Origin of the sequence: Streptomyces sp. NBC_01549, assembly GCF_026339955.1 — a bacterium.
Taxonomy (GTDB): Bacteria; Actinomycetota; Actinomycetes; order Streptomycetales; family Streptomycetaceae; genus Streptomyces.
In genome coordinates this window covers 77,091-98,652 of the sequence record NZ_JAPEPW010000005.1, presented here as the reverse complement: position 1 = coordinate 98,652, position 21,562 = coordinate 77,091, and the positions used below count along the sequence as shown (strand labels likewise).

Below are 21,562 nucleotides of genomic sequence, written 5' to 3'. Positions count from 1 at the left end.
CCCCCGAGACACCGGAAATGCCTCGGGGACGCGGTGAAGGCGCCGAAGCGCCGGTTCCCACCCTTCACCCATCCGGGCCCGCATCACAAGAACGGGCCCTGGCCTGCGTATTCACCGACCGCGAGGAGCTCACCGTGAACACCCTGCTGTACGTGCTCAGCACGATGACCCTGGGCGTGGTCGTCCTGGGTATCCCGGCGGGCTGGGCCTTCCTGGCCCATGCCCGTACCGAGTACGACCACGGGCCGGGCTGCTGGTGGTGCCATCCGCACCTTCCGCACCGGCGAAACACCCGCTGACCAGCACGAACCTGCTTCGTCGGTTCCACCGGCCCCCGAGCTGCTGCTGACAACTCGGGGACACGGTGAAGGCGCCGAAGCGCGCCGGCACCAACCCTGCCTCAAGTCACCCCGGAAGGAGGCACATCCGCAGGTGAACGACACCACCACAGCCGCCCCGTGGAACAACCCGCCGCAACGGCAGAAGACGCTGCGGCGCAAGCGGGCCGAGAAGCAGGCGCGGCGTGCGGAGCACTGGGGCCGGCGCCTGGAAGAGGCCCGCCAGGAGGGTCCGGACATGGTCGCCGCGGTCACCTTCGACCGCCTGAGGGGCGTCCTCGACAAGCTGCCCGCGGACGCCCGTGACCGCGCGTACGAGGCTGTCGTGCAGGCACTCGAGCACCTCCGCGAGACGCACGCACAGTGACCGCCCCGCTGTGACGGCAGCTGTGACAAGGCCTGTGACAGCGGGCTGTTACAGCCGGAACAGACCCCACCCGTACGGCTGCGCGCACCCGTGCGCACAGGCGCGCGAGGGCGCGCGCGAGAGTACGACGCTCCGTAACACCTCGTCAAACCCCAACCCGAGTCCCGGAAGGACAAGACTTCCATGATCGAAGCCGCTGTGAGCACCGCCGCTGGCGGGGCCTGCGCCGGGTCCGCCGCTGTCCTGTACTACGCGGAGAAGCTGCCCGGACTGAAAAAGGTCACGAACAAGCTCCACACCGACCGGGCGCAGGCGATTCTGATCGCCACCGCGTCCACGGCGATGGTCGCCACCCCCGCGGGACGCTGGTGGAACGAGTCGGTCAACTCCATCAACACCTGGGCAGAGAGCCGGGTCGGCGAGTGGACCGGCCTGATCATCACCGGCGTGCCCGCACTGTTCGTGACCATCGTCTTCGTCAACGACCTGGTCACGCGCAAGGTGGAGATGCGCACCCGCATCCTGGGCGCGATCCTGCCGGTACTCGCCTCCACCATGCCCGGCCCCGTCGGCGCGGGCATCCAGTCCGTTCTGGCCTGGGTCGTCACGACGGTGGGCACGCTGGTCGCCGGCGCCTTCGGCATGGCCTGAGCAGGGGGAGCTGAGTCGTGTTCGAACTGCTCGTGCTGCTCGCCGTCGCCTACGCCGGAGCCCGCGGCGTGGAGAAGGTGACCGGCGCTGACGACCGCCGCTACGACACTGCTGAGTCCCGCAAGACCGTCGAAAGGGTTGCGAGTAGCGGCCCGAAGGACGGCACCACCACGGTGGTGAAAGGGCCGGGTACGACCGAGCCGGGCGGCACCACCACGGTGGTGAAGGCGCCCGGCCCGACCGAGCCAGGCGGCACGTTCAGTGCCGCGGCCCCGCGCAGCGCGAAGGCCGGCGGCAAGGTCGCCTATCCGTTCGCGGTCATCACGGAGACCGGCTCCACGATGTGGAAGGCCACCGTGGAGGGCTACCGCGAGCAGTGGCCACAGATCCGCGAAGAGCACCGCCGCAAGATGGAGGTGAAGGCCACAGAACGCCGGCGGAAGAAGGAAGAGGCGGAGGCGAAGAAGAAGGCGGAGGAGGCGAAGGCCAAGGCCGGGCCTCCGCCGCCGTACCCGCCGATGCCGGCCGAGCCGCCGAAGTCCGACGCCCCGGACGCGAAGTCCGACGCCCCGGACGCGAAGACCGAGCCGGAGAAGCCGAAAGCATCCGGCACGGACCCGAAAGTCGCCGAACCACAGGCCGAGGAACCGCAGAGTTGGCCTTGGGGTGACAGCGACGGAAGCGACTGGCTCACGTCAGCGGACGAGACGGAGGCGCGGCCGAAGACCGAGGCCGAACTCGAACGCGAGCGCGCCGAGCGCGAGAGGTGGCGGGCCGACCGGGCCGAGGCCGCACGCGCGAAGGCGCAGAAGGAAGCCGAAGCGGCCCGCGACCGCGCAGCGCGGGACAAGGTGCTCGCCGCGCAGAAAGCCGAACGCGAGGCGAAAGAGCGGGAGGCCGCGGCAGAGAGGCGGGCCCGCGACGCCGAAGCCAAGGCCTCCGAGCCGAAGCCTTCCGCTGCTGACCCCGAAACGGATTCCCCCGCGGGGCGCCGCCACCTGAGCGTGGTGCCCGACGCCGAACAGAACGGAGATCTCATGTCCTCACCTGCCTCGGTCATCCCCGAGATCCGCACCCTGGACGGGCTGATGAACGCGCTCACCCTCACGAAGGCGATGTGCGAGATGCGCTCAGAGGAGGCCATCGCGATCGCCGCCGACGACAAGGCCCTCTCCGACCGGCTCGACCAGATCGAGGCGGAGATGGCTGAGATGGAGGTCGACGACAAGACTCGCCTGGAGGTCGACACGCTGCGCGAGGACATCCACACCCAGTCGGCGGCCGCCGCCCGGTACGGAGCCGCCGCCAAGGACGCCGGCGACTTCGCCGTGGCGGCCGCGGCCGCCGCCTACAAGTCCCACGGGGGCATCGCCGAAGCGGTCCAGTCCTCCCCGATCGAGCGGGCCGCCCAGGCCGGCTACTACGACCGGTGACCGAGCCACGGCGGGTCGAACCGTACGTGTGGACATGGGAGGAAGACGGCGTCTCTCGCCAGGTCAACGTCCACTACACGCGGATCGGTACGACCGTCATCTACGACCCCCGCCACCCCGGCGACCAACTGCCGTGGTTCGACGCGGACTACGAGCGCGAGAGCGACCGCGGCCGCTGGGAGGACAGCGACATCGTCACTCTCGGCCCCCCCGACGCCCCCGGCTACGGGCTGATCGAACCGGATGACGACATCGACGCCGGAGAGGACTTCAGCGGCGTCATTGACGAGGTCGTCTCCGACTCCAGCCCCGAACAGGAAGGAACTCGCCCTATGGCGATCACGAAAATCCCGGACGTCGTCAACCACCGCGCCCTGCTCAACGCTCTGAACACCATCCGCGCGGAGGTGGAGTCCCGCCAGGAGGACGTCGACAACCTCGCCAACTGGTCCGCAGAGATGGCCGAGCGGATGCGCGGCATCGGCGAGGAGCTGAAGGCGCTCAAGCTCGACACCTACACCATCGGCAACGTGAACATGCTCGGTGACCTGATCGACGGGTCGAAGAAGGCCGCCGACGTGTACAAGAACGCGACCGACAAGTCCGTCACCCAGGCCGAGACCGCCGCGCGAACCGCGCACCGCAACCACGGCCGCATCCAGGACGCCGTCGACGACGCCGACGTCCCGATGGCGCAGAACACCTTCTACGACGCCGAATAGGCGCCGACGAGCCGCACCACACCAGGCCTTCCGGGCCCGCCAATCTGGCGGGCCCGGCCCCTGTGTTGCCCAGACGCCCCCGACCCGCGCCTTTGCCGGCGCGGTTCGGAGGCGGTGGGGAGCACTGGGCCCCCGACCCCGTCCTCCCACGCCCCGAGCATGAAGGGATCCCCGCCGTGCGCGCCCCGAAGAACCCCAGCCGCGAGTATCTGAAAGGTGCGGTCGACCTCGCCACCTTCGTCGCCGCGCAGACCGACCCGAACGTTGCCAAGGCGGCACTCGGAAAGAAGAAGTCCCGCACCTTGCAGGAGTGGGCGATCGACAACCGCGGCCGCCTCACCCTCGCCTCCATGGCCGCCAACATGGGCCCGGCCGGCGAAGTGCTGTCCGCCACCCCTGATGGCTGGAAGACCGCCCTCACCCTCGGATTTGCCGGGGCCGCGGCCGCCGGCGCCTGGGGCTGGGTGCCCGGCCTCATCAAGTGGAAGGGCGTGTGGCGGCCCGCCCGCATCCTGCCCTCCGACACCGACCGCTACATCGGCCTGTCCATGCCGGTCACCGGCTTCGGCCTGCTCACCACCATGGCGAGCGTGGGCGGACCCGAGTGGGGCGACAACCCCTGGTGGGGCGTCTCCCTCGCGTGGTCGCTCGGCTACGGCGCCTGGACTTGGCGCCGCTGGGGCCGCCCCCCGACGGCGAAGAGCCCCAAACTCACCCAGCAAATGCTGGACTGGATGGACTACGCCGCCGTTCCCGACGGCCCGTACCCCAAGAGCAAGCTCGTCTCGCCGATCGGCCTGCCCAAGGGCGGCTGGTCGGCCGAGGTCCTCGTGCCACGCGGCAAGAAGTTCGAGATGCGGCTGGTAGAGACCGCCTCGGCCCTCGACATCGACGACCTCGACCTGATCGCGATGGAGCCGCTCGGCCCCCGCCGCGGCCGCATCAGCGTGTTCACCGAGAACCCGCTGAAGAAGGGCACCCTCTTCGGCCCCCAGCACGTCCTGGACCCGGAGACCGGACTCGCCCCGATCGGCATCTACTACGACGGTGAAGAAGCCCACTACCGGTTCTTCCTGCCAGGCTCCGGCGCCGTGCACTCCTTCGTCACCGGCACCACCGGCTCCGGCAAGTCCCGCCTGCTCGACGGACTGCTCGGCATCGAACGGCGCAGCCCGCTGGTGTGCTCGATCGTCATCGACCCGCAGGCCGGTCTCTCGCTGCCGGACTGGCCCGACGGCGTCTGCGTGTTCGCCCCCGGCAACGCGTTCGGCATCGTCGTCCTGCGCGCCGTCCACGCTCTGATGAAGGAGCGCGGCCAGCGCTACAACCGCATGAAGTGGGTCGACGAGCAGGGCCGAACCCGCGTCGGCCGCGCCTTCTTCGTGCCCGGCGACCCCGACCCGCTGGTCTCCATCACCCTCGACGAGGCGCACGACCTGCTCAACGACCCCGAGTTCGGCGAGGAAGCCGTAAAGATCATCGGGGATCTCGCGAAGGAAGCCCGGAAGGTCGGCATCAAGTTCCGCCTCGCCAACCAGTCGCCCAACGCGAGCGAGCTGGGCGGCGAAACCCTGATCCGCGACCTGCTGCAAGGCGGCAACAACGCCGTCCTGCGCTCCGGTTCGTCCGCGACCGGCAAGCGGGCCGCTGGCACCGCGCTGGCCGGCGTCGACCCGGGCGCCATCCCGAAGGAGTTCAACGACGGCACCGGCACCGGCGGCCTCGGCTACCTCGCCGGACCCGACAACAGGGCCGCGATGTGGCGCGCCCCGTACGTCGAGGACCCCTTCGGCCTGGCCCACGAGGGCGAGACCACCGGCATCGAGCAGGCCAGCATCGACGCCCTGCCGATCATCCGGCACATCCTCGAGGAGCACGCCCTGATGCTCGCCCTGCGCAACGCCGGCCAGCAGTACACCTACGACCCCGAGCGGTTCACCGGCACGGCTCCGTCCCCGGCGAAGAAGCCCGCCAGGACGCCGGTGCCCGCCGTGGCCATGGAGAAGGTGCCGGACGCCGTGGAGCCCGACGGCCCGACGATGTCCGACACCACCCGGCAGATCGTCGCCTTCCTCCACAAGCACGGCAAGCCCGCAGCCCCGGCGATCATCTCCAAGTCGCTGGGCGTGCCCGGCCCCCGGGTGCGCACCGCGCTGAACCGAATGAAGGACGACCCGAAGGTGCCCGTCACCAACCTCGGTCACGGCGCCTGGGTCCACACCGACCACGCCGACTACATGGCCGCCGCCTGACCCCTCTCGCGAAGGAGATAGCTCATGTCCAGCACCGACCTCACCCCGGTGACGATCCTGACCGCGGCCACCGACCTGGTCCGCCAACGGGCCGCCCACCTCGGTAGCGAGCCCGCCCCGGCCGGGCCGGTCACCGTCGTCCTGGACGATGCCGCCGACCTCCTCACCGACCCGGCCGACCGCGACCTGCTGACCGAACTCGCGACCAGCGGCCGCGCCGTCGGCATCCGCGTCCAGCTCCGCTCCCGGCTGCACCGCCAGTACGCCACGCTCGCGGAGCTCAACGACGCCGCAAACCGCGGCGAGTGGTAGCCACCACCCGCCCGCTGTCACCGAGGCCGGCCCTCTCTCCGAGGCGCGGGCCTCGGCCATACCCGGCTCCCCTGGAGCGCCCGGTAACCGGATCCCCGCCTGAGAGGGGCGGAGTCTTCAGCCTGTGCGGCTGAGGGCCCGTGTGTTACCAGACCGAGCCAACTGCATTGGAGGTGACCCAAGTTGGCTACGTTCCGCGTAGGACAGAAGACCGACCGAGCTGTTCTTCCTCAGCAGCTTGCTCTCGAATTCGAGCCAGTAGACAACCCCGGGATCAGGGACGAAACGGGGTTCGAAGACCACCAGCTGGTGGTATCCGGCGCGGAACATGGTCGAGGGGAGATCCTCGACGGTTCACCTGCCGCCGAGGGCGTCACCGCCGTGCCCTCCGGGGCCGGTGCGAAGCCGCTTGAGCGGCCCCCCGCCGTGTTCGTCCTCGACCAGCACGGCCGCCCCTTGCAACCCACCACGCCCGCGAGGGCCAGGAGGCTGCTGAAGTCCGGCCGGGCGGTCGTCGCCCGGCTCACCCCGTTCGTCATCCGCTTGAAGGACCGCATTGCCGCGTCTTCGGAGGTGAACGGTGTCGAGCTGGGCATCGACCCCGGCTCCAAGCACACCGGTATAGCCGTGTTCACCGCTGTTGCGGGCGAGCGCCGGGGCCGGTACTCAGTGCAGCTCGAGACCGAGGATCCGCCATCCGCAAGAAGCTGGAACTGCGGGCCGCCTACCGGCGAGGGCGCCGCACGCGGAACCTGCGCTACCGTGCCCCCCGCTTCCTCAATCGCAGCCGCTCAGAGAACTGGCTGGCGCCGTCTCTTCGGCACCGAGTTGAGACCACCGTGTCGTGGGCGGACCGGCTGTCGCGTTGGGCTCCGGTGCATGCAGTGCATGTGGAGCGGGTAGCGTTCGACACCCACGCCATCGCCGTCGGCCGCCCCCTGGAAGCCACCGAGTATCAGCGTGGCACCTTGCACAGTACGGAGGCGCGCGAATACCTGCTCGCCAAGTTCGGCCGAGCGTGTGTGTACTGCGGCGTGACCAGGGTGCCGCTGAACATCGACCACGTCCACCCCCGCTCCAAGGGCGGCTCCGACCGCATCTCCAACCTCGTTATCGCTTGCATCCCGTGTAACCAGGCCAAGGGCAACCTGCCGGTGGAGGAGTTCGCCACCCCAGCTGTAGCCGCGCGGGTGAAGGCCGCGGCGAAGGCGCCACTCCGCGACGCTGCCGCCGTGAACGCCACCCGATGGGCCCTGTGGCGTGCCCTCGACCGACGCTTGCCCACGCACGTGGGCAGCGGCGGCCGGACGAAATGGAACCGTGCCCGCTGCGCACTCCCGAAGTCTCACACCCTCGACGCGCTCGCAGTCGGCCATCTCGACACGATCACCGAGACCGTCACCATGGTGCTGGTCGTCGGGTGCGCCGGGCGAGGCAGTTACAGCCGCACCCGCACCGACAAGCACGGCTTCCCTCGCCTGCGCCTGCCCCGGCACAAGCAGTTCTTCGGCTTCGCCACCGGCGACCTCGTCCGCGTTGCCATCCCAACAGGCAAGTACGCGGGGACCCGCACCGGCCGCGTCGCCGTCCGCTCTTCAGGCAGCTTCGCCGTCCGCACCACACACGGCCTGGTTACCGCCCGGCACACCTATTTCACCCTCTTGCAGCGGGCCGATGGCTACGCCTACACCGCCCGCCGCGAGCAGCCTTCCCGCCCGCCGCTGCCCCGCTCCGCGCCGCTGGACCGGGACCCTCCCCCCGCCTGAACGCGCGGGCTTCCACGCAAGGAGCTCCCGATGAACACCGAGCAGTACCTGGTCGACCAGGAAGTCGGCCCCCACACCCCCGCCGTGCCCACCGCAATCTGGCAGCCCGCGCCCCAGCAGTACCCGATCGTCCAGCAGGCGGCCGCCCCAGCTCTGACGCTGTACCAGGTGCCCGTTCCCGGCGCCATCCAGGTGCAGCTCCCCGACGGTCGCATAGCGTGGGGCCGCCCCGTGGAACACAGCCTGGACCCGGTCCCCGCAGGCCCGCCGCACGATCCGATGCCGGGCTGGGCCAAGGCGATCGGCATGGTCGCCGGAAGCCTCACCGCGCTCGCCCTCGGAGGCGCGATCGCGCTCCGTATCGCCGCACCGGCCCTGGGAGGCCTCGTGGACGTGCTCGACATGCTGTGGAAGGTGGCCCTGGTCCTCGCCGTCATCCTGTTCGGCGCTGCGGCCGTCGTCCGCTCCCTGTACGCCAAGGCCGCCGCCCACGTCGGCGGTGACACCGGCTCCGGTACGGACAGCGGACAGACGGTCATCTTCGCCCCGCAGATCGACACCGGCGGCAATCGGATCGTCGGCCGCGGCGGCGACGTGAACATCCAGTGGGGCGACCGCAACCGCAACAAGCAGTAGCGGCCGCCGAGTTCGTCCTGCCGACCTGCCTGGTTCTCGGCCAGCCCAAACGGGCGTTCCCGAGGGCCGGCCAGGCCGACCGGCCTGCCCGCACCCCCTTCCCCACTTCCTTCCTCGCCAAGGAGCGATTCCTCATGCCCAAGCAGCAGTCCGGCCCCGTTTTCACCCTGCAGCCGGCCGCTCCCGCCCAGCCCGGCCGGTGGCTGGCCCATCGCCACAAGGTCCTCGCCATCGCCGGACTCGTCATCGGCTTCCTGATCGGCCAGCACGCCGACGCCCCGGCCGCCACCAACACGCCGCCCGCGCACACCACACCGGCCGTCAGCTCCACCCCGTCCACACCGTGATCCGGACCACCCGCCCGGTCCCACCCCCTCAATCCGCCCGTAAGGAGTCCTCTTTGACCACCGTCCCCGCCCCCGCCGAGATCCGGTACTGCCAGCACGCCGCCAGGGTCGTCCGCGTCGAAGCCCCCGTCGTCACCGAGATGGTCGCGGCCATGGCCCACCTGGACCAGGCGCTCGAAGCCGACCCTCACGACAGCACCGCGTACTATGCGCCCCGCGGCCAGGAGCACCTGGTGGGTGACTGGATCATCGCCAACGCCAAACGGATCCGCGCGCAGCTGGACGCCCTCGTCACCCGCTACACCGACCCCGGAAGCGGCCTGATCAGTCAGGTCACGGAAGGGCTCAGCAAGTGGAGTGACCCGGTCAGCGGCCGCACCTTCGACCTGGACGCGGACTACGTGCCCGCCGGTGACATCCGCCGCCACCCCGGGATCGTGTGGCGCTACCGCGGCATGCACGCTGCCAGTGGCGCCCCGATCCTCCACCCCCACCAGCTGCCCGACCGCACCCAGTGCGCCGGCCCCTGCTGGCCCCTGAACGCCGTACCGACCCTCCCCGCCCTGGAGGCGCTGGAGGCCGACGGCGACCCGAAGACCGCCTGATCCGGCCCACTCGCCCGGTCTCCGGCGGCGCCCCGCCCCGTGCGGCGGCCCCGGGGACCGGACAGGCCGGCCGGCCTCCAGCAAACACCCGAGCCCGTCCCGCAGACCCGAGAGGCGACACGATATGACCGTCACCCCATTCCCCGACACCCACGCCGACCGCGAGCAGGAGCCCACCGCCCAGGCCCGGGCCTACACCTGGTGGAAACGGTTCGGCGGCGAACACGGCTGGCTCGGCCGCCGTCTCCACGACATTCGGATGGCGCCCACCTACGGCTGGCGGCTCACGGCCGGATGGATCAAGACCGTCATCGTCATCGCCGGATGCGTCCTGCTGTACGGCTTCGGGACCACTGTGATCGACGCGGCGCGCGCCCTCCCCTGGTCCACCCCGACGGGCGGCGACCACACCGGCTTGCTCGCCACCATCGACCAGCCGATCCGCGCCTACCTCACGACGCACACCCGGGCGCTGCCCATCACCGCCGCCACCGCGTACAGCACCTGGCAGGTCGTCGGCGTGGTCGCGTTCCTCCTCGGCTACCTCCGCATCACCCCGGCCCGCCTCACCTGGACCGCATGGGGCGCGGCCACCGTGACCATGGTGTGGATCGGCACCCCCGAGCCGGGCCGCCAGGTCGCCGCCGGCATCGCTTTGCTCGCCTGGACGGCCCTGTCCGTCCTCGCCCTACGCGGCATCAGCTTCACCCGGCCTGTGTTCGTCGACGTCAACGTCGACGTCCCGGCCCCCGAGGTTCACGCCGAGATCCACCTGCCGCCTCAGCTCTCCCCGTACAAGCCGTACGACCCGAACCCGACACAGCAGCCGCCGTCGCTGAACTGACCCTGACCGCTGCCTGTCCGGCCCGCGCCCCGCGCGTGGACCGGGCGGAGAACGGCCAGAGACGAAGCGACGGGGACCCGGCGTTGAACACCAGCGAGACGAGCAGGACCGGCCCTCGCTGCGGGCACCTTCCCCACATCCTGTCCAACTGGCCCAGGCCCGACGGGAACGCGTGCAGGCGTGGTTGGGCCGACCACGAACCCGACCACGGCCCTTGTGTCCTCATCGTGATGCTGGTCGGGCCCTCATGGTCGGTGGTCGGGTCGGGGCCGCCGGGTTTTCTCAGGTCAAGCGACATCACTTCTGACCTGGGAGTTTGGAATGCCTCCTGCTGAAAGGACATCTGAACGCGAGGCCGTTGCCCGATGGCTGGGGGCGGTGACGGCGTATGGACCGGCGCAGGGCGCCGTCGCGCTGGAGGCGAAAGTGCGCGGCACGGAGCCACAGTCTGTGCGGCACAGCCGCCTACGCGTACGCCCTGCTTCTCCTCGGGAAGCCACGGGGCCTGTTGCTATTCCTGGGGGGCCTTCTGCGGTGGCCGGCCGCCGACGTTCGTGCGGTCCCACCCCTTCTCCCACTTCTCCACGGCCGCCCGTTCCCAGACGCGGCCGGCTTTGGTCTGCGCGACGGGGGCCGGGAAGTCGGCCCTGGCCACGAGTTTGTTGGCCCGCTGGCGGCTCACGTTCAGCATCTCGCCGATCTCCGTGACGCCGACGTGCGGGCTGGGGGCTGTGTTCGTCATGCCTTCGATGATCAAGCCACTGGCCTGAACTGTCAACGCCTTTCGAACTGCAACCCATTGACAGAAGAAACCTGTTTACAGCATGGTGGTTGTGCACCGCCCGAGAGCACCAACTCAGCTGGAGGGGGACACCCGTGCGTGCAGACGACTTCGACCCGCACACGAACGACGACCTGGTCGACGTCGACCCGTACGCCCCCACCAAGCCGCAGACCACCATCCCCGTCTACAAGCGCAACCAGGCCCCCGAAGGCCTTGCCACCAAGCGGCAGCTGAGGGACATGGGACTGCGGCCCGGCGGCCAGGAGGTGGTGGCCGAGGTGGAGACCCTCGGCCCGAAGAACGGCTACCTGTACGAGAACGCCCAGGCGAAGCCAGTCCGGCCGATGACCCTCGCCAAGGAGCACGCGCTCGACAAGGCCATGGCCGCCCGCCAGACCTGCCCCGACTGCGGCCGCCGCTTCTACGGCTGCCTGCGTGTCTCGCTCGGGATCTGCCTGGAGTGCCACGACGGCACCCCCGCCGACCCGAGCTCCTACATCAACCTCACGGCCTCGCCAAAAGCCGCATGACTACTTCGACTGCGATCAAGGAGACAGCGATGGGCCTGTTCGGACCCAGCAAGAAGTTCTCGCAGATGCTCACCCCCGAGCAGGAGTACTTCGCATCCGGTACCTACCAGCGCACCGAAGAGGCCACGCGCCACAGCACGGACTCCCGCAACAGGCGCCACCGCCAGGAGCAGCAGCAGGAGGCGGCACGGGTGGAGACGGAGAACAGGCGTAAGCAGGTGACGCGGGCGGGAACCCTGCGCAAGCGGGGCGGCACGCTGATCCTCGACGGGGGGTGGCAGTTCGCCACCGACAAGCTGCCTAAGGGCAACCTCGGCGGGATGACCTTTAAGGGGCACGGTCTCGGCGACCTGACCGCGAAGGACCTGCACGATCTGGCGGAGAACCACGGTCCGAAGTGCCGCTGTGGCATCGCCTGACGGCCCGGTGATGACGATGACTGCGCCCGCCCAGACCCTCTTGCTGTGGAAGCACTTCTGCGAGCTGGGCAACGCCTGGACAAGGAATCCTGCCCCGGCGGCGTGGACCGGCGAGGCCGGTTCCCCGGTGCTGCCGCTGCTCGGACTACCGCAACGCGACGTGCGGATGTGGACCGCCGTCCATGAGGCCGGGCATGCCGTCACCGCCGCGGTCCACTACGCCTACGTCACCGGGGGGCGGCCGCCGATCCGGCTCAACCACGTGTACGTGCAGCACCCCGAGTGGCAGGGCCGCACCCTGCTCCGGGGCGCCAGGCGGACATCACCTACTTCACTGGCACCGACTTCTACGACCTGGCCATCTGGGCTGCCTCTGGCGAGCGTGCCTCTGACCGGTGGCTGCGCGAGGAAGGCCTGTGGACGGCGGACCGCGACTGGGTCAGCGAGGTTTGCTCCCTTGCCGACCGCGACAACATCAGCGGTTTCGACCCGCGCTGGCGGGTGGCCTACACCGACACCGAGCGCCAGCAGTGCCGGACCGACGGTGTGACCCCCGTCGACCTTGCTGCCACGCACGCCGGCACCGACGAGTTCCTCGAGGAGATGTGGCTGGCCGTCCGGCACGTCGCCCGCCTCCTCTACACCCACGCACGCCTGTCCGGGTCCCAGGTCCGCGCCGTCGCCAGCCAGTACCTGACCGGATCCCGCTGAACAGCCACACCCAATTCTGACCACCACCTGGGGGGATCCCTGTGTTCACCGATGAAACCCGTGACAAGGCCGCCGGTCACTTCATGACCGAGTTCGGCGTCAGCGAGTCCACCGCCGGCATGCTCGCTTTCCTGTACCTGACCATCTCGGAGTCCAGGCCGGAGGCCGAGGCGCAGCAGGAGTTCGAGCGGGTCACCCGGCAAGCGCTGCAGCAGGGCGAGTCCTGGGCGACGGAGTTCGTCCAGGCCTCGTTCGGCAAGCTCCTGCCGGAGTACCGCGCCACCTACGAGCGTGCCCTCACCACCGGCCGGGATCCCGCCACCGAACTGGTCCGCGTGCACACGCTGCCCGCCGCCGAGGCATCCGAGGTCGTCGCCCACCTGGTGGGCGAGGCCAGCATCAACACCACCAAGCCCGGCGCCGGCCAGGAGCAGGAGGCGCCCACCGGGCGGCCGTACCTCGCCGACATCACGTGCCCGGACGGCGTCGTCACCGTCACCGTCGACCCGGCCGCCACCGTCGCCAGCGCCACCGTACGCACCAAGGACACCAGCGGCCCGTCAGCCGACGCCGCCCGCAACGCCTCCATCAGCCTGAACGGCGACGTCCTGACCGTCGTCGTCCCGAAGGTGAAGGCCACCGTCATCAACAACACGCACGTGAGGGGCGGCACGGTCTACCAGAACGTCTCCTACGTCGGCCCGGGCACCACGGGGACCGGCGTGACCATCGACGGCAACGGCAACATGACCATCGGCGGCATCAGCGGTGGCGGGCACAACCCCGTCGAGGTCGACGTCATCCTCCCGCCCGGATCCGGCGTGCAGATGGACTCCTACAACGCGCCGCTGACCGTCCGCGGCGCCCTCGCCGCCCTCGACTTCAAGACCCAGAACGGCAACCTGAACGCCGGCGTCCTCGGCCGGGTCAAGGTCCGCGGCTACAACGGCGACAACGTCATCGACGCCGTCCAGGAGTGGGCCGACCTGGAGACCTACAACGGCAACAACGAGATCGACAGCTACTCCGGCGGCGAAGCGAAGCTCGTCACCTACAACGGCGACATCCGCCTGACCGCCTCCCGCACCGCCAACGGCCGCATTGAGGCGCGCACTTACAACGGCGACATCCGCCTGCGCGGCGTATCCGGCCGCAGCGACCTCGCCGTGTCCACCAAGACCCGCAACGGCGACGTCCGCAAGAGCTGACCGGACGGCTTCCGTCGGCCCCGACCACCACACCCGTGGTGCGCCGGGACCGGCGGTGGCCGCTCGGCCCACACCGCCCGGCCCGGGCGTGCCCGCGACCACGACCGGGCCGGGTCACCCACCGATTCACCACCGCTTGGAGGACCACATGAGGCGCTTATGGATGAGCCGCGCCGACCGCGCCCGCTGGCGGGCCGCCCACACCCTGGGCGCCCTCGGCCAGACCACCGCCGACTGGTGGGAAGGCACCGTACGCAGCCTTCCCGGGCACCGCGCCAACCACCGCCCGCACCCCACCCTCACCGGCCACATCACCGTCCTCGCGGCCGCCAACCGCGCCGGATTCCTCATCCCGGCCGCGCAGGCCGGCCTCACCAACGGCGCGGTGCAGCAGCACGCCGCGGTACAGGGCTTCGTCTCCGAAGCGGCCCTTGTCCGCCGCCTCGTCCATGCCGCCGAAGAGGCCGGACTTGAGATCGTCCTCAACGACTGGCTCGACTTCGAGCACGACGGGCCCGGCACCGGGATCACCGTCACCACCGGCGACGGCGACGACGTCGTCTTCGGCCAGGCGCTCGGCCGGGCGGACCTGCAGGCGATGTGGCCCAAGCTCCCCGCCGTTCACGCGCTCATGCCCGCCACGCAGATCACCCTCGTCGACCCGTTGCCCGGCCCCAGCACCCTCCTGTGGGCCACGCTCGCCGCCGCGACCGGACCGGCCGTTCCCGCACCCGCCCCCGCGATCCTGTGCCGGGAGTGCGGCTGCACCGCGATCAGCTGGCAGGTCTGCAACGACGGCTGTTCCGGCGTCCGGCCAGACCGACGGGCGTTGCCAGGCCTGCATCGACCCCAGCGTGATCACCGACTGGTCGAAGAACTGCGACGGCGAGGAGAAGGAATGCGCTCTGTGCGGCGCCCCCTTCTTCCACGCCGGGTCGTACTGCTCCCTGGGCTGTGAGGCCGCCGACGGCTACGGCGACGAGGACAACGACGAGGGCGAACAGCCGTCCCCCGCAGTCGCCCGCCCGTCCGGCAGCGACCCCGACGACCCCTGGGCCACCAGCCCGTTCTGAGCCCGGAGGCCACTCCCATGGACATCCGCATCACCTCGTTCGGGCACTTGCACGGTCCCCGGCCCGCCGACGCGCACATCGTGCTCGACCTGCGCCAGCACTTCCGCGACCCGCACTTCGACCCGCGCCTGCGCACCCTGACCGCCCGCCACCGCAAGGTCATCCGGGCCGTGAAGCGCACCCCGGGCATCGAGCCGCTGCTCGCCGCCACCGTCGCCCAGGCCCAGGCCTATGCCCGCGGCCCCGCCGCCGGACAGCATCCGCTGCACATCGCTGTCGGCTGCGCGGGAGGCAGGCACCGCGCCGGCGTCACGGCCTACCTGCTGGCCCGGCGCCTGCGCCGCCGCGGCCATCAGGTCGACCTCCACCACCGCGACCTGCACCAGCCCGTCGTCGACCGCGCCGCAGCCTGACGGCTCCCCGTGCCGCCCCAACCCGCCCGCAGGGGTGGGGCGTTCCGGAGGACCGGACAGTCCGGCTCCACACCGCAGACACCCTCTCGGAGGCCACTCGTGACCAAGGCGCCGACCCACTACATGGTGAGCATGCCCGACGGCACCGTCCCGCCCACCAGCGGCTCCACCGCATCCTTCACGACCATCAACCTCGCCGAGCATGTCGGCCAAGCCGTCGACCATCCCACCCCCGGACGCCCCTGGTACGACGAAGGACCCTTCTCCTACTTCCGCACCTACAGCCAGCGCGGCGTCGGCGAGGTCTTGGACCGCCGCGGTGAGTGGCCCGTCCAGTGGCCGGTCCGGCTTTGGATCGTCGAACCGCTCGGGGAGACGGGCAACTGGGACACCAAGTACCACCCGTACTGGGTTCTGTGCCACCAGATGCGCGTCGTAGAGGAGACCGAGATCTGGAGGGCTTTCGGCCACCGCGGCCAGCGGGTCCTGGACCTCATCGACCGCCAGCTCCCCGACTTGGCCCGGCAGTGGGCCGAAGAGTGGCAGACCGACCCGGACGGCACGCGCCAGCGCTACGACGCCTGGACCGCACGGGTCGACGACACCCGGGCCATGAGCAACTGGGTGTTCTGGCGGGCGTGCTACTCCCGGCGGGAGGCGGCAAAGGAGGTGGCGCTGCAGCTCGCCCGGGCTGCCGCCGAGCAGGTCGCGACCGCCGCCGGTGTCACCGAGGACGCCGTCGTCGCGATCAGCCGCCGTGGCGAGTGCACGACCGCCGCAGAGCTGCTCTACGACCGCCTCCGCCGCTGCGACTACGAGAAAGGGCTCCGTGCGCTCCTGGGCGGGGCCGGCCTCGAAGCCCGCCAGCTGGCCGCCGTCTGACGGCCCCCTGTGCCGCCCCACCCGGCACCACGGGTGGGGCGGTGCGGAGGACCGGACAAACCCCGGCCCCCTACCCCGCAAGGAGTGTTCGTGAATATCTCCTCCTCCACTGCGCGCACCTTCGGCGCGAACCTGCTCGACGGCATGGGCGTGATCGGCGGCGTGGTCGTCGGCGCCACGGTCGGGCGCATCGCACACGCTCGCACCACCGACCGGCACGGCCCCGCAAGCCGCCTCGCCGTCGGCGTGGCCGCCGGCCTGGCGGCTGCGATCGTCACCGATAGCGTGCTGAACACCGCCACCGGAACCTGGCGCAGCACCTTGAACGGCACCGTGCCCGAAGCCCCGGCCGCAAGCTACGACCAGGCCCGGCCCCGAATCGCGGCGCAGGCCGCCACCGACGCCGCGCGCAAGGCCAAGTCCCGCTGGTACTGGAGCGACTTGCGTAACCCCGCCCGGCACGACGCCCTCTGGCACGGCTACGAGGACGGCACCGCCACCTACTACCTGGCCCCCGGCCAGTACCTGCGATACCAGCCCGACCACAGCGATCTCGGCACCACGCTGTCGGCGGGCTGGACCGAGCAGTACACGCTGGAGACCGGCGACGGCACCACCGTCCTGACCGGACCGGCCCACCTCCTGCAGCTGCTCGACTCCCGCCACACCATGCCCATCCCGGCCGATGAGCGTGCCGAGCAGCTTGCCCGCATCGTCGACCGGGCTCTCGCTGAACAGTCCGAGGACGACCTGACGTGCGCGAGCATCACCAGCGACGTCATCCAGCGGCGGGCGGCCGCTCAAGGCATCGTCGACGTCACGCACACCGAGGCCGTCGACGTCATCAACGAGCGCCTCAACCAGCGCAGGCTCCGTCTCGCGTCCGACCCCACCGCCCCCGAAGTGCAGGAGACGAGCGGGGACGCATCGCCGACGGACGCCCACCCGAGCCCCGCCACGACGGCGGCCTGAGACCACGGTCGCCTCGGACACCGACGCGGCCCTCTCCACCGCGTGGTCGGCCCGACCACAGCCCCGACCACAGCCCCGACCACAGCCCCGACCAGCCAACGCGTTGCCTGATCGTGACCCATGGTCGGGGCTGGTGGACGCCGGCCTGGTCGGGGGCACGGGGTGAGCTGCCCGAAGGACACCTGAGGCTTCCACACCCTCAACCCGCCACCGGCACGGCGCCCCCCAGACCGCAGAACCATCCCGACAGCCGCCACCAACTCCGGCTCCACCACGAGGTGTTCACCTCACCCGACACCCGAAGGACCACTCCATGGCCCCCACCGCACGCAGCCAGACCACACGCCGCCGCACCAAGGTCGTGACGTTCTTAGCCAACAGCTTCAGCGTGCTCTTCACCCTGACCGCTGCTGCTGCCGGCGGCTGGATCACCTACGCCGCCACCGTCGGCGCCGACACCACCTGGCGTGCGGCCGCCGCCGGAATCGGCGGCCTCGCCGCAGGCGCCGGACACGCCGTGACCAGCGCCGCCGCCACCCACCACGAGGACGAAGCCCCCACCCCGCTCAGCCCGGCGGACGTCTTCGACCGTCTTGCCGACGCCATCTGCGCGGACGCCGCGCAGCGGGCAGCAACCGACTCCTGGACCCTCGACCGCGGCAGCGAACTGCTGGGCTCCGCCGTCGAGTGGGAGGGCGAGAAGGACGGCACCGCCCGCTACGAACTCGCCTTCGACGCGTACGTCCTCTACCAGCCCGGCCCTGTCCCCGAGACCGCGTTCCGGTTCGTGGCCCCGGACTCCGACGAGCCGATCGTGCTCACGTCCCTCCTCCAGCTCCAGGAGCTCCTCCAGCAACTCGCCGATGGCGACGCAATTCAGACGGCGGCCTGACGCTGCCCCACCTCCGTGCTGCCCCAACCCCGCCCACTGGGCTGGGGCGGTGCGGAGGACCGGGCAGATGGGCCCGATCCCCGAAACGCACCAAGGAGACCCTGTGACCGACATTCTCGAATCGCCCGTCACCGCCGCGCTGGACGACGACTCCCCGCTGGCCCGCCTGTTCGCGATGGTCGGCGACGACTACACCGACGCCGAGCAGCGCGACGACGCCCAGACTGCCGCCGCCCACCACGTCTACAACGCCTACGGCTCCACCATCGGCCAGGTCCTGGAGGACATGGACTGGGCCGGCCAGACCTCGGTGAAAGACAACCGGCTGGAGGCCAGCGCCATCGCCTGGCTGGAGGGCGGCCTGTGGCTGCACCACACCCTCCACATCAGCGAGGCCGACGGCGCCCGCGACGTCCTCACGCTGATCGTGCCCTGCGCCTGCGGCCGTGGCTACGTCGACTTCCAGCTGGAGGGCGAGGAGGACCTGATGGAGATCCTCGCCGACCTGCGCCGCACCGGCGGCCGCGTCGCGCACCAGCACGACGAGGACTGCGCCAGCGTCCCGGACCCGCACGCCCCCACCACGAAGTAACTGCCCGGGGGCGGCCGCCGCATCCGACCAAGAACGCCCGCGGCCGCCCCCTGGCAACTCCCGCAGCCCACACCGGAGAAGAGGAGCACCTCCAGCATGACCGAGAACAGCACCCAAGCCACCCGTTTCGCCGCCGCCTACGCCCTGCTGCGTATGGCCGCGGACCTCGGCGACCACTGGATCCAGTCCGACCACCAGGCCGTCACCAAAGGCCAGCACGACCAAAACGAAGGACAGACCGGCCGGGCCGGACGCATCGCGTGCACCGCGCACGTCGCCACCTACACCGCGACCCAGGCCGCCGTCCTGTACGCCGGATCCCGCGTGCTGGGCCTGCGCCTGAAGCCCGGCCGGGTCGCCGCCGCGCTCGCCCTGTCCGCCGGCACCCACTGGTGGGCCGACCGGCGTATCCACCTCAAGGCCATCGCGGACGCCACGGGCAAGGGCAACTTCTACACCCTGGGCGGTCCGCTGGGCGGCGCCTACGCCCTCGACCAGGCGTTCCACCACGCCATGGAGACCGCCGCCGCTCTCATCGCGGCCTCCAAGTGAGCCCCTCCACAGCCCTCCGTCCCGCAGGGAGCCCCACCGTGACACCACTCCTCGACACCGACTTCCCTGACCCGGCCGTCATCGTCCTCATCGGCCCGGCCGGCTCGGGCAAGTCCACCCTGGCCAGCACCTGGGAACCCACCCAGGTCCTCAGCCTCGACCACTACAGGGCCCTGGTTTCCGATTCGCCCGGCGACCAGTCCGCCACCGGCGACGCCGTCTTCGCCCTACTCCGCGTCCTCGAGGCCCGCCTGCGCCGCGGGCTGACCTCCGTCATCGACGCCACCTCCACCAACCCCGAGGACCGGGCCACCCTCCTGAACACGGCCCGCCGCTACGGCATCCCCACCGTCGCACTGATCGTGCCCACACCCCTGGAGGTGTGCCTGGCCCGCAACGCCACCCGCACCGGCGACCGCCACGTCCCCGAGGACACCGTCCGCGCCCAACACCAGGCCATGGCCGCCGCCTCCCCCGCCCACCTGCGCCACGAAGGCTTCGACTACGCCGAGTTCACCCCCGCCATCCAGCGGCTGGGCCGGCTCGGCGCGCTGCTGCAGCGGGCCAGCGACACCCGACGCCGCGAGCTGGGCCTGGACGGCAGCGACGGCCTGGGCGACGAAGTCCTCCTGCGCCGCTTCTTCGGCCCCGAGATCGCCCGCCTGGCGACCTGGAAGGACCACTCCGAACTCGTCACCGGCGAGGACCGCGTCGTCGTTCTCGAAGTCGCCGGCGACTACCGCACCCTGGCCTTCCGCCGCGACGCGGACGGCGAAGGCAACTACGGCTTCGACGTCCTGGTGCCCTGCCCCACCGAGGCCGGCCGTGACGACGACGAGAAGTGCGGCCCGGCCTGGCTGCCCGCCTACAGCGCCACCGACCTGCTGCGCGCCTACCAGGGCCAGCACGAGATCGGCGACGGCCTGATCTGTCAGGGCTGCGGCTACGAGAGCGAGATCGACCACGAGGTGGCCGACTGGGAGGCAGGAGCCGACCCGGACAGCGACGACACCCAGGACCACGACCAGCTGCCCACGCCGTACGCGGAGGCGACCCGGTCGTGAACGCACCCCTCATCGAACCGAACGGGGACCCGGTCGAACGGCTCGGCGACGCACTGCGCGCCGGGCTCGGGGAGACCTGGGAGCCGACCATGGGCCCCGGCGCTCCGGCCGCGATCCTCGCCAACGCCGGCACACGCCGGTCGGTCGGCGCCGACCCCGACCCCGAGACCTGCCGCATCACCCTGCAGGCGTGGATCGACGGCGGCGACGGACGCACGCCGACCGCGATCTACACCGCGGACATCACCGGGCACCGCGACCTCGCCCACTGGCTGTCCTGCGGCAACCTCACCGAACCCGCCGTGGTGATGGCACAGACCCTCCGCCTGCTGCTCGCCCAACTCCCCTCCCCCGTCGCCTCGCAGGACGGAGGCGACCAGTGAGTGCGCCTTCCCCCACGACAGAGCAGGGATGGGACCAGGCGACCTTTAGCTGCGGCCGGTGCGGCGCCAAACGCACCGTCACCACCGAGGCCGACTACCTGAAGGCCGTCGGCGTCCACCGCGACGCCCACGCGGTGTTCGACCGCCTCAACCAGATCGAACGTGACGGCTTCGCCTCGATCCTGCGCGTGATCCTCGCCGATGCCGAACTCGGCCGGGAGTTCCTGGCCCTCATGGACCTGCAGCAGCCGACCAGCCCGAACCCCAACACCCAGGAAGGAACCGCACCGTGAGCCTGATCGGTAACGAAGAAGGCATCGAGCACGGGACCCTGCGCGGCCACCGCCAGCACACCCGCAGGAAGGTCCCCGCGACCGAAGCATGCGGCTGCCTGCAGGCCAAGCGGGACGACGAACAAGCGAAGTCCGAGGCGCGGCAGTCCGGTCGCTCGCCCCGGGCCACCGGACAGCACAAGTGGAACGGCGGGCAGTTCGCCGCCGGCACCTCCCGCCCGGAGGCGAACACCGCCGTACGGGAGGCCTGCACCACCGACGGCTGCGGCCAAGAAGCCGTCGGCCGCTTCGCCAAGCAGCGCGGCTGGGTCCGCGTCCACGTGGCCGGATCGACCGAGCCCGCCCGCGACTACTGCTCCGGCTCCTGCGCCACCTACGGAATCGCGCTCGCCGAACTCCGCATGGACAACGCCGCCGCCTGAGCTGACGGCCGCCCGTGCCGCCCCAACCCCGCCTGCGGGTTGGGGCGGTGCGGAGGACCGGACAGACCGACCGGCCCCGCAGGAACCCCCGAAAGGAGG

At 70.9% G+C, this 21,562-nt stretch carries 28 protein-coding genes and 1 pseudogene; 28 read left to right on the top strand and 1 reads right to left on the bottom strand.

Translation table 11 applies throughout. The features are described from left to right. Positions 1-134: 134 nt before the first annotated feature. The 13 genes and pseudogenes from OG819_RS55350 (at position 135) to OG819_RS55290 (ending at position 10,273) form a co-directional block, all read left to right on the top strand. Positions 135-299, top strand: a complete 165-nt coding sequence (locus tag OG819_RS55350) for a hypothetical protein (protein WP_266657687.1) — start codon at positions 135-137, stop codon at positions 297-299. 133 nt (positions 300-432) lie between these two features. Further along, positions 433-705 (top strand): hypothetical protein, encoded by a 273-nt coding sequence (locus tag OG819_RS55345; RefSeq protein WP_266657685.1) that lies wholly within the window; start codon positions 433-435, stop codon positions 703-705. A gap of 183 nt (positions 706-888) precedes the next feature. Further along, a complete protein-coding gene (locus tag OG819_RS55340; protein ID WP_266657683.1) occupies positions 889-1,356 on the top strand; it encodes a hypothetical protein in 468 nt (155 codons plus the stop codon). A 17-nt stretch (positions 1,357-1,373) separates the two neighbouring features. Continuing rightward, positions 1,374-2,789: a hypothetical protein gene (locus OG819_RS55335; RefSeq protein ID WP_266657681.1), complete on the top strand. Its 1,416-nt coding sequence runs from the start codon at positions 1,374-1,376 to the stop codon at positions 2,787-2,789. Next, entirely contained in the window at positions 2,786-3,511 is a 726-nt protein-coding gene (locus OG819_RS55330; RefSeq protein WP_266657679.1) for a hypothetical protein, read from the top strand. The genes OG819_RS55335 and OG819_RS55330 overlap by 4 nt, the downstream gene beginning before the upstream one ends. A 176-nt stretch (positions 3,512-3,687) precedes the next feature. After that, complete coding sequence (locus OG819_RS55325; protein WP_266657677.1) at positions 3,688-5,763, top strand: hypothetical protein; 2,076 nt, start codon at positions 3,688-3,690, stop codon at positions 5,761-5,763. Between the two features lie 24 nt (positions 5,764-5,787). Then, complete coding sequence (locus tag OG819_RS55320; RefSeq protein WP_266657675.1) at positions 5,788-6,075, top strand: hypothetical protein; 288 nt, start codon at positions 5,788-5,790, stop codon at positions 6,073-6,075. A gap of 309 nt (positions 6,076-6,384) precedes the next feature. Then, a pseudogene (locus OG819_RS59000) lies at positions 6,385-6,657 on the top strand (RRXRR domain-containing protein); the annotation flags it as partial. 113 nt (positions 6,658-6,770) lie between these two features. Further along, positions 6,771-7,841 (top strand): RNA-guided endonuclease IscB, encoded by a 1,071-nt coding sequence (iscB, locus tag OG819_RS55310; RefSeq protein WP_323139495.1) that lies wholly within the window; start codon positions 6,771-6,773, stop codon positions 7,839-7,841. A 30-nt stretch (positions 7,842-7,871) separates the two neighbouring features. Further along, positions 7,872-8,477 (top strand): hypothetical protein, encoded by a 606-nt coding sequence (locus OG819_RS55305; protein WP_266657673.1) that lies wholly within the window; start codon positions 7,872-7,874, stop codon positions 8,475-8,477. After that, positions 8,447-8,824: a hypothetical protein gene (locus OG819_RS55300; RefSeq protein WP_266657671.1), complete on the top strand. Its 378-nt coding sequence runs from the start codon at positions 8,447-8,449 to the stop codon at positions 8,822-8,824. The genes OG819_RS55305 and OG819_RS55300 overlap by 31 nt, the downstream gene beginning before the upstream one ends. A 53-nt stretch (positions 8,825-8,877) precedes the next feature. Continuing rightward, positions 8,878-9,429, top strand: coding sequence for a hypothetical protein (locus OG819_RS55295; protein WP_266657669.1), 552 nt, complete (start codon positions 8,878-8,880; stop codon positions 9,427-9,429). Between the two features lie 124 nt (positions 9,430-9,553). After that, positions 9,554-10,273, top strand: coding sequence for a hypothetical protein (locus OG819_RS55290; RefSeq protein WP_266657667.1), 720 nt, complete (start codon positions 9,554-9,556; stop codon positions 10,271-10,273). A 511-nt stretch (positions 10,274-10,784) separates the two neighbouring features. Here OG819_RS55290 and OG819_RS55285 read toward each other — a convergent pair. Further along, the gene (locus tag OG819_RS55285; RefSeq protein WP_266657665.1) at positions 10,785-11,015 is read right to left on the bottom strand and encodes a hypothetical protein; all 231 of its coding nucleotides are present in this window, start codon (positions 11,013-11,015) and stop codon (positions 10,785-10,787) included. Between the two features lie 134 nt (positions 11,016-11,149). On the opposite strand from OG819_RS55285, the gene OG819_RS55280 reads away from it, so the two are divergent. The 15 genes from OG819_RS55280 (at position 11,150) to OG819_RS55210 (ending at position 21,463) form a co-directional block, all read left to right on the top strand. Beyond that, positions 11,150-11,587 (top strand): RRQRL motif-containing zinc-binding protein, encoded by a 438-nt coding sequence (locus OG819_RS55280; RefSeq protein ID WP_266657663.1) that lies wholly within the window; start codon positions 11,150-11,152, stop codon positions 11,585-11,587. Beyond that, positions 11,584-12,006: a hypothetical protein gene (locus tag OG819_RS55275; RefSeq protein WP_266657661.1), complete on the top strand. Its 423-nt coding sequence runs from the start codon at positions 11,584-11,586 to the stop codon at positions 12,004-12,006. Before OG819_RS55280 ends, OG819_RS55275 begins: the two co-directional genes overlap by 4 nt. Positions 12,007-12,288: 282 nt before the next feature. After that, complete coding sequence (locus OG819_RS55270) at positions 12,289-12,717, top strand: hypothetical protein (protein WP_266657659.1); 429 nt, start codon at positions 12,289-12,291, stop codon at positions 12,715-12,717. Positions 12,718-12,758: 41 nt separating this feature from the next. After that, positions 12,759-13,925, top strand: a complete 1,167-nt coding sequence (locus OG819_RS55265; protein WP_266657657.1) for a DUF4097 family beta strand repeat-containing protein — start codon at positions 12,759-12,761, stop codon at positions 13,923-13,925. A 163-nt stretch (positions 13,926-14,088) separates the two neighbouring features. Beyond that, complete coding sequence (locus tag OG819_RS55260; protein WP_266657655.1) at positions 14,089-14,883, top strand: hypothetical protein; 795 nt, start codon at positions 14,089-14,091, stop codon at positions 14,881-14,883. 132 nt (positions 14,884-15,015) lie between these two features. After that, positions 15,016-15,411 carry an RNase adapter RapZ gene (locus OG819_RS55255; RefSeq protein WP_266657653.1) on the top strand — a complete coding sequence of 132 codons (396 nt, stop codon included), beginning with the start codon at positions 15,016-15,018 and terminating at the stop codon, positions 15,409-15,411. Positions 15,412-15,510: 99 nt separating this feature from the next. Further along, complete coding sequence (locus OG819_RS55250) at positions 15,511-16,293, top strand: hypothetical protein (RefSeq protein ID WP_266657651.1); 783 nt, start codon at positions 15,511-15,513, stop codon at positions 16,291-16,293. A 90-nt stretch (positions 16,294-16,383) separates the two neighbouring features. Then, positions 16,384-17,265, top strand: coding sequence for a hypothetical protein (locus OG819_RS55245; RefSeq protein WP_266657649.1), 882 nt, complete (start codon positions 16,384-16,386; stop codon positions 17,263-17,265). Between the two features lie 313 nt (positions 17,266-17,578). Beyond that, positions 17,579-18,157 carry a hypothetical protein gene (locus OG819_RS55240; RefSeq protein WP_266657647.1) on the top strand — a complete coding sequence of 193 codons (579 nt, stop codon included), beginning with the start codon at positions 17,579-17,581 and terminating at the stop codon, positions 18,155-18,157. A gap of 103 nt (positions 18,158-18,260) precedes the next feature. After that, complete coding sequence (locus OG819_RS55235) at positions 18,261-18,749, top strand: hypothetical protein (protein ID WP_266657645.1); 489 nt, start codon at positions 18,261-18,263, stop codon at positions 18,747-18,749. Positions 18,750-18,845: 96 nt separating this feature from the next. Beyond that, positions 18,846-19,301 (top strand): transcriptional regulator, encoded by a 456-nt coding sequence (locus OG819_RS55230; RefSeq protein WP_266657643.1) that lies wholly within the window; start codon positions 18,846-18,848, stop codon positions 19,299-19,301. Positions 19,302-19,339: 38 nt separating this feature from the next. Further along, positions 19,340-20,365 (top strand): ATP-binding protein, encoded by a 1,026-nt coding sequence (locus OG819_RS55225; RefSeq protein ID WP_266657641.1) that lies wholly within the window; start codon positions 19,340-19,342, stop codon positions 20,363-20,365. Beyond that, entirely contained in the window at positions 20,362-20,748 is a 387-nt protein-coding gene (locus OG819_RS55220) for a hypothetical protein (RefSeq protein ID WP_266657639.1), read from the top strand. The genes OG819_RS55225 and OG819_RS55220 overlap by 4 nt, the downstream gene beginning before the upstream one ends. Further along, positions 20,745-21,041, top strand: coding sequence for a hypothetical protein (locus OG819_RS55215; protein ID WP_266657637.1), 297 nt, complete (start codon positions 20,745-20,747; stop codon positions 21,039-21,041). The genes OG819_RS55220 and OG819_RS55215 overlap by 4 nt, the downstream gene beginning before the upstream one ends. Further along, positions 21,038-21,463: a hypothetical protein gene (locus OG819_RS55210; RefSeq protein WP_266657635.1), complete on the top strand. Its 426-nt coding sequence runs from the start codon at positions 21,038-21,040 to the stop codon at positions 21,461-21,463. The genes OG819_RS55215 and OG819_RS55210 overlap by 4 nt, the downstream gene beginning before the upstream one ends. Positions 21,464-21,562: the final 99 nt, after the last annotated feature.

Coding starts and splice junctions, on each gene's coding strand:
- OG819_RS55240 (WP_266657647.1), top strand. CDS start 17,579: ATGGCCCCCACCGCACGCAGCCAGACCACACGCCGCCGCACCAAGGTC.
- OG819_RS55260 (WP_266657655.1), top strand. CDS start 14,089: ATGAGCCGCGCCGACCGCGCCCGCTGGCGGGCCGCCCACACCCTGGGC.
- OG819_RS55230 (WP_266657643.1), top strand. CDS start 18,846: ATGACCGAGAACAGCACCCAAGCCACCCGTTTCGCCGCCGCCTACGCC.
- OG819_RS55320 (WP_266657675.1), top strand. CDS start 5,788: ATGTCCAGCACCGACCTCACCCCGGTGACGATCCTGACCGCGGCCACC.
- OG819_RS55285 (WP_266657665.1), bottom strand. CDS start 11,015: ATGACGAACACAGCCCCCAGCCCGCACGTCGGCGTCACGGAGATCGGC.
- OG819_RS55305 (WP_266657673.1), top strand. CDS start 7,872: ATGAACACCGAGCAGTACCTGGTCGACCAGGAAGTCGGCCCCCACACC.
- OG819_RS55290 (WP_266657667.1), top strand. CDS start 9,554: ATGACCGTCACCCCATTCCCCGACACCCACGCCGACCGCGAGCAGGAG.
- OG819_RS55340 (WP_266657683.1), top strand. CDS start 889: ATGATCGAAGCCGCTGTGAGCACCGCCGCTGGCGGGGCCTGCGCCGGG.
- OG819_RS55275 (WP_266657661.1), top strand. CDS start 11,584: ATGACTACTTCGACTGCGATCAAGGAGACAGCGATGGGCCTGTTCGGA.
- OG819_RS55255 (WP_266657653.1), top strand. CDS start 15,016: ATGGACATCCGCATCACCTCGTTCGGGCACTTGCACGGTCCCCGGCCC.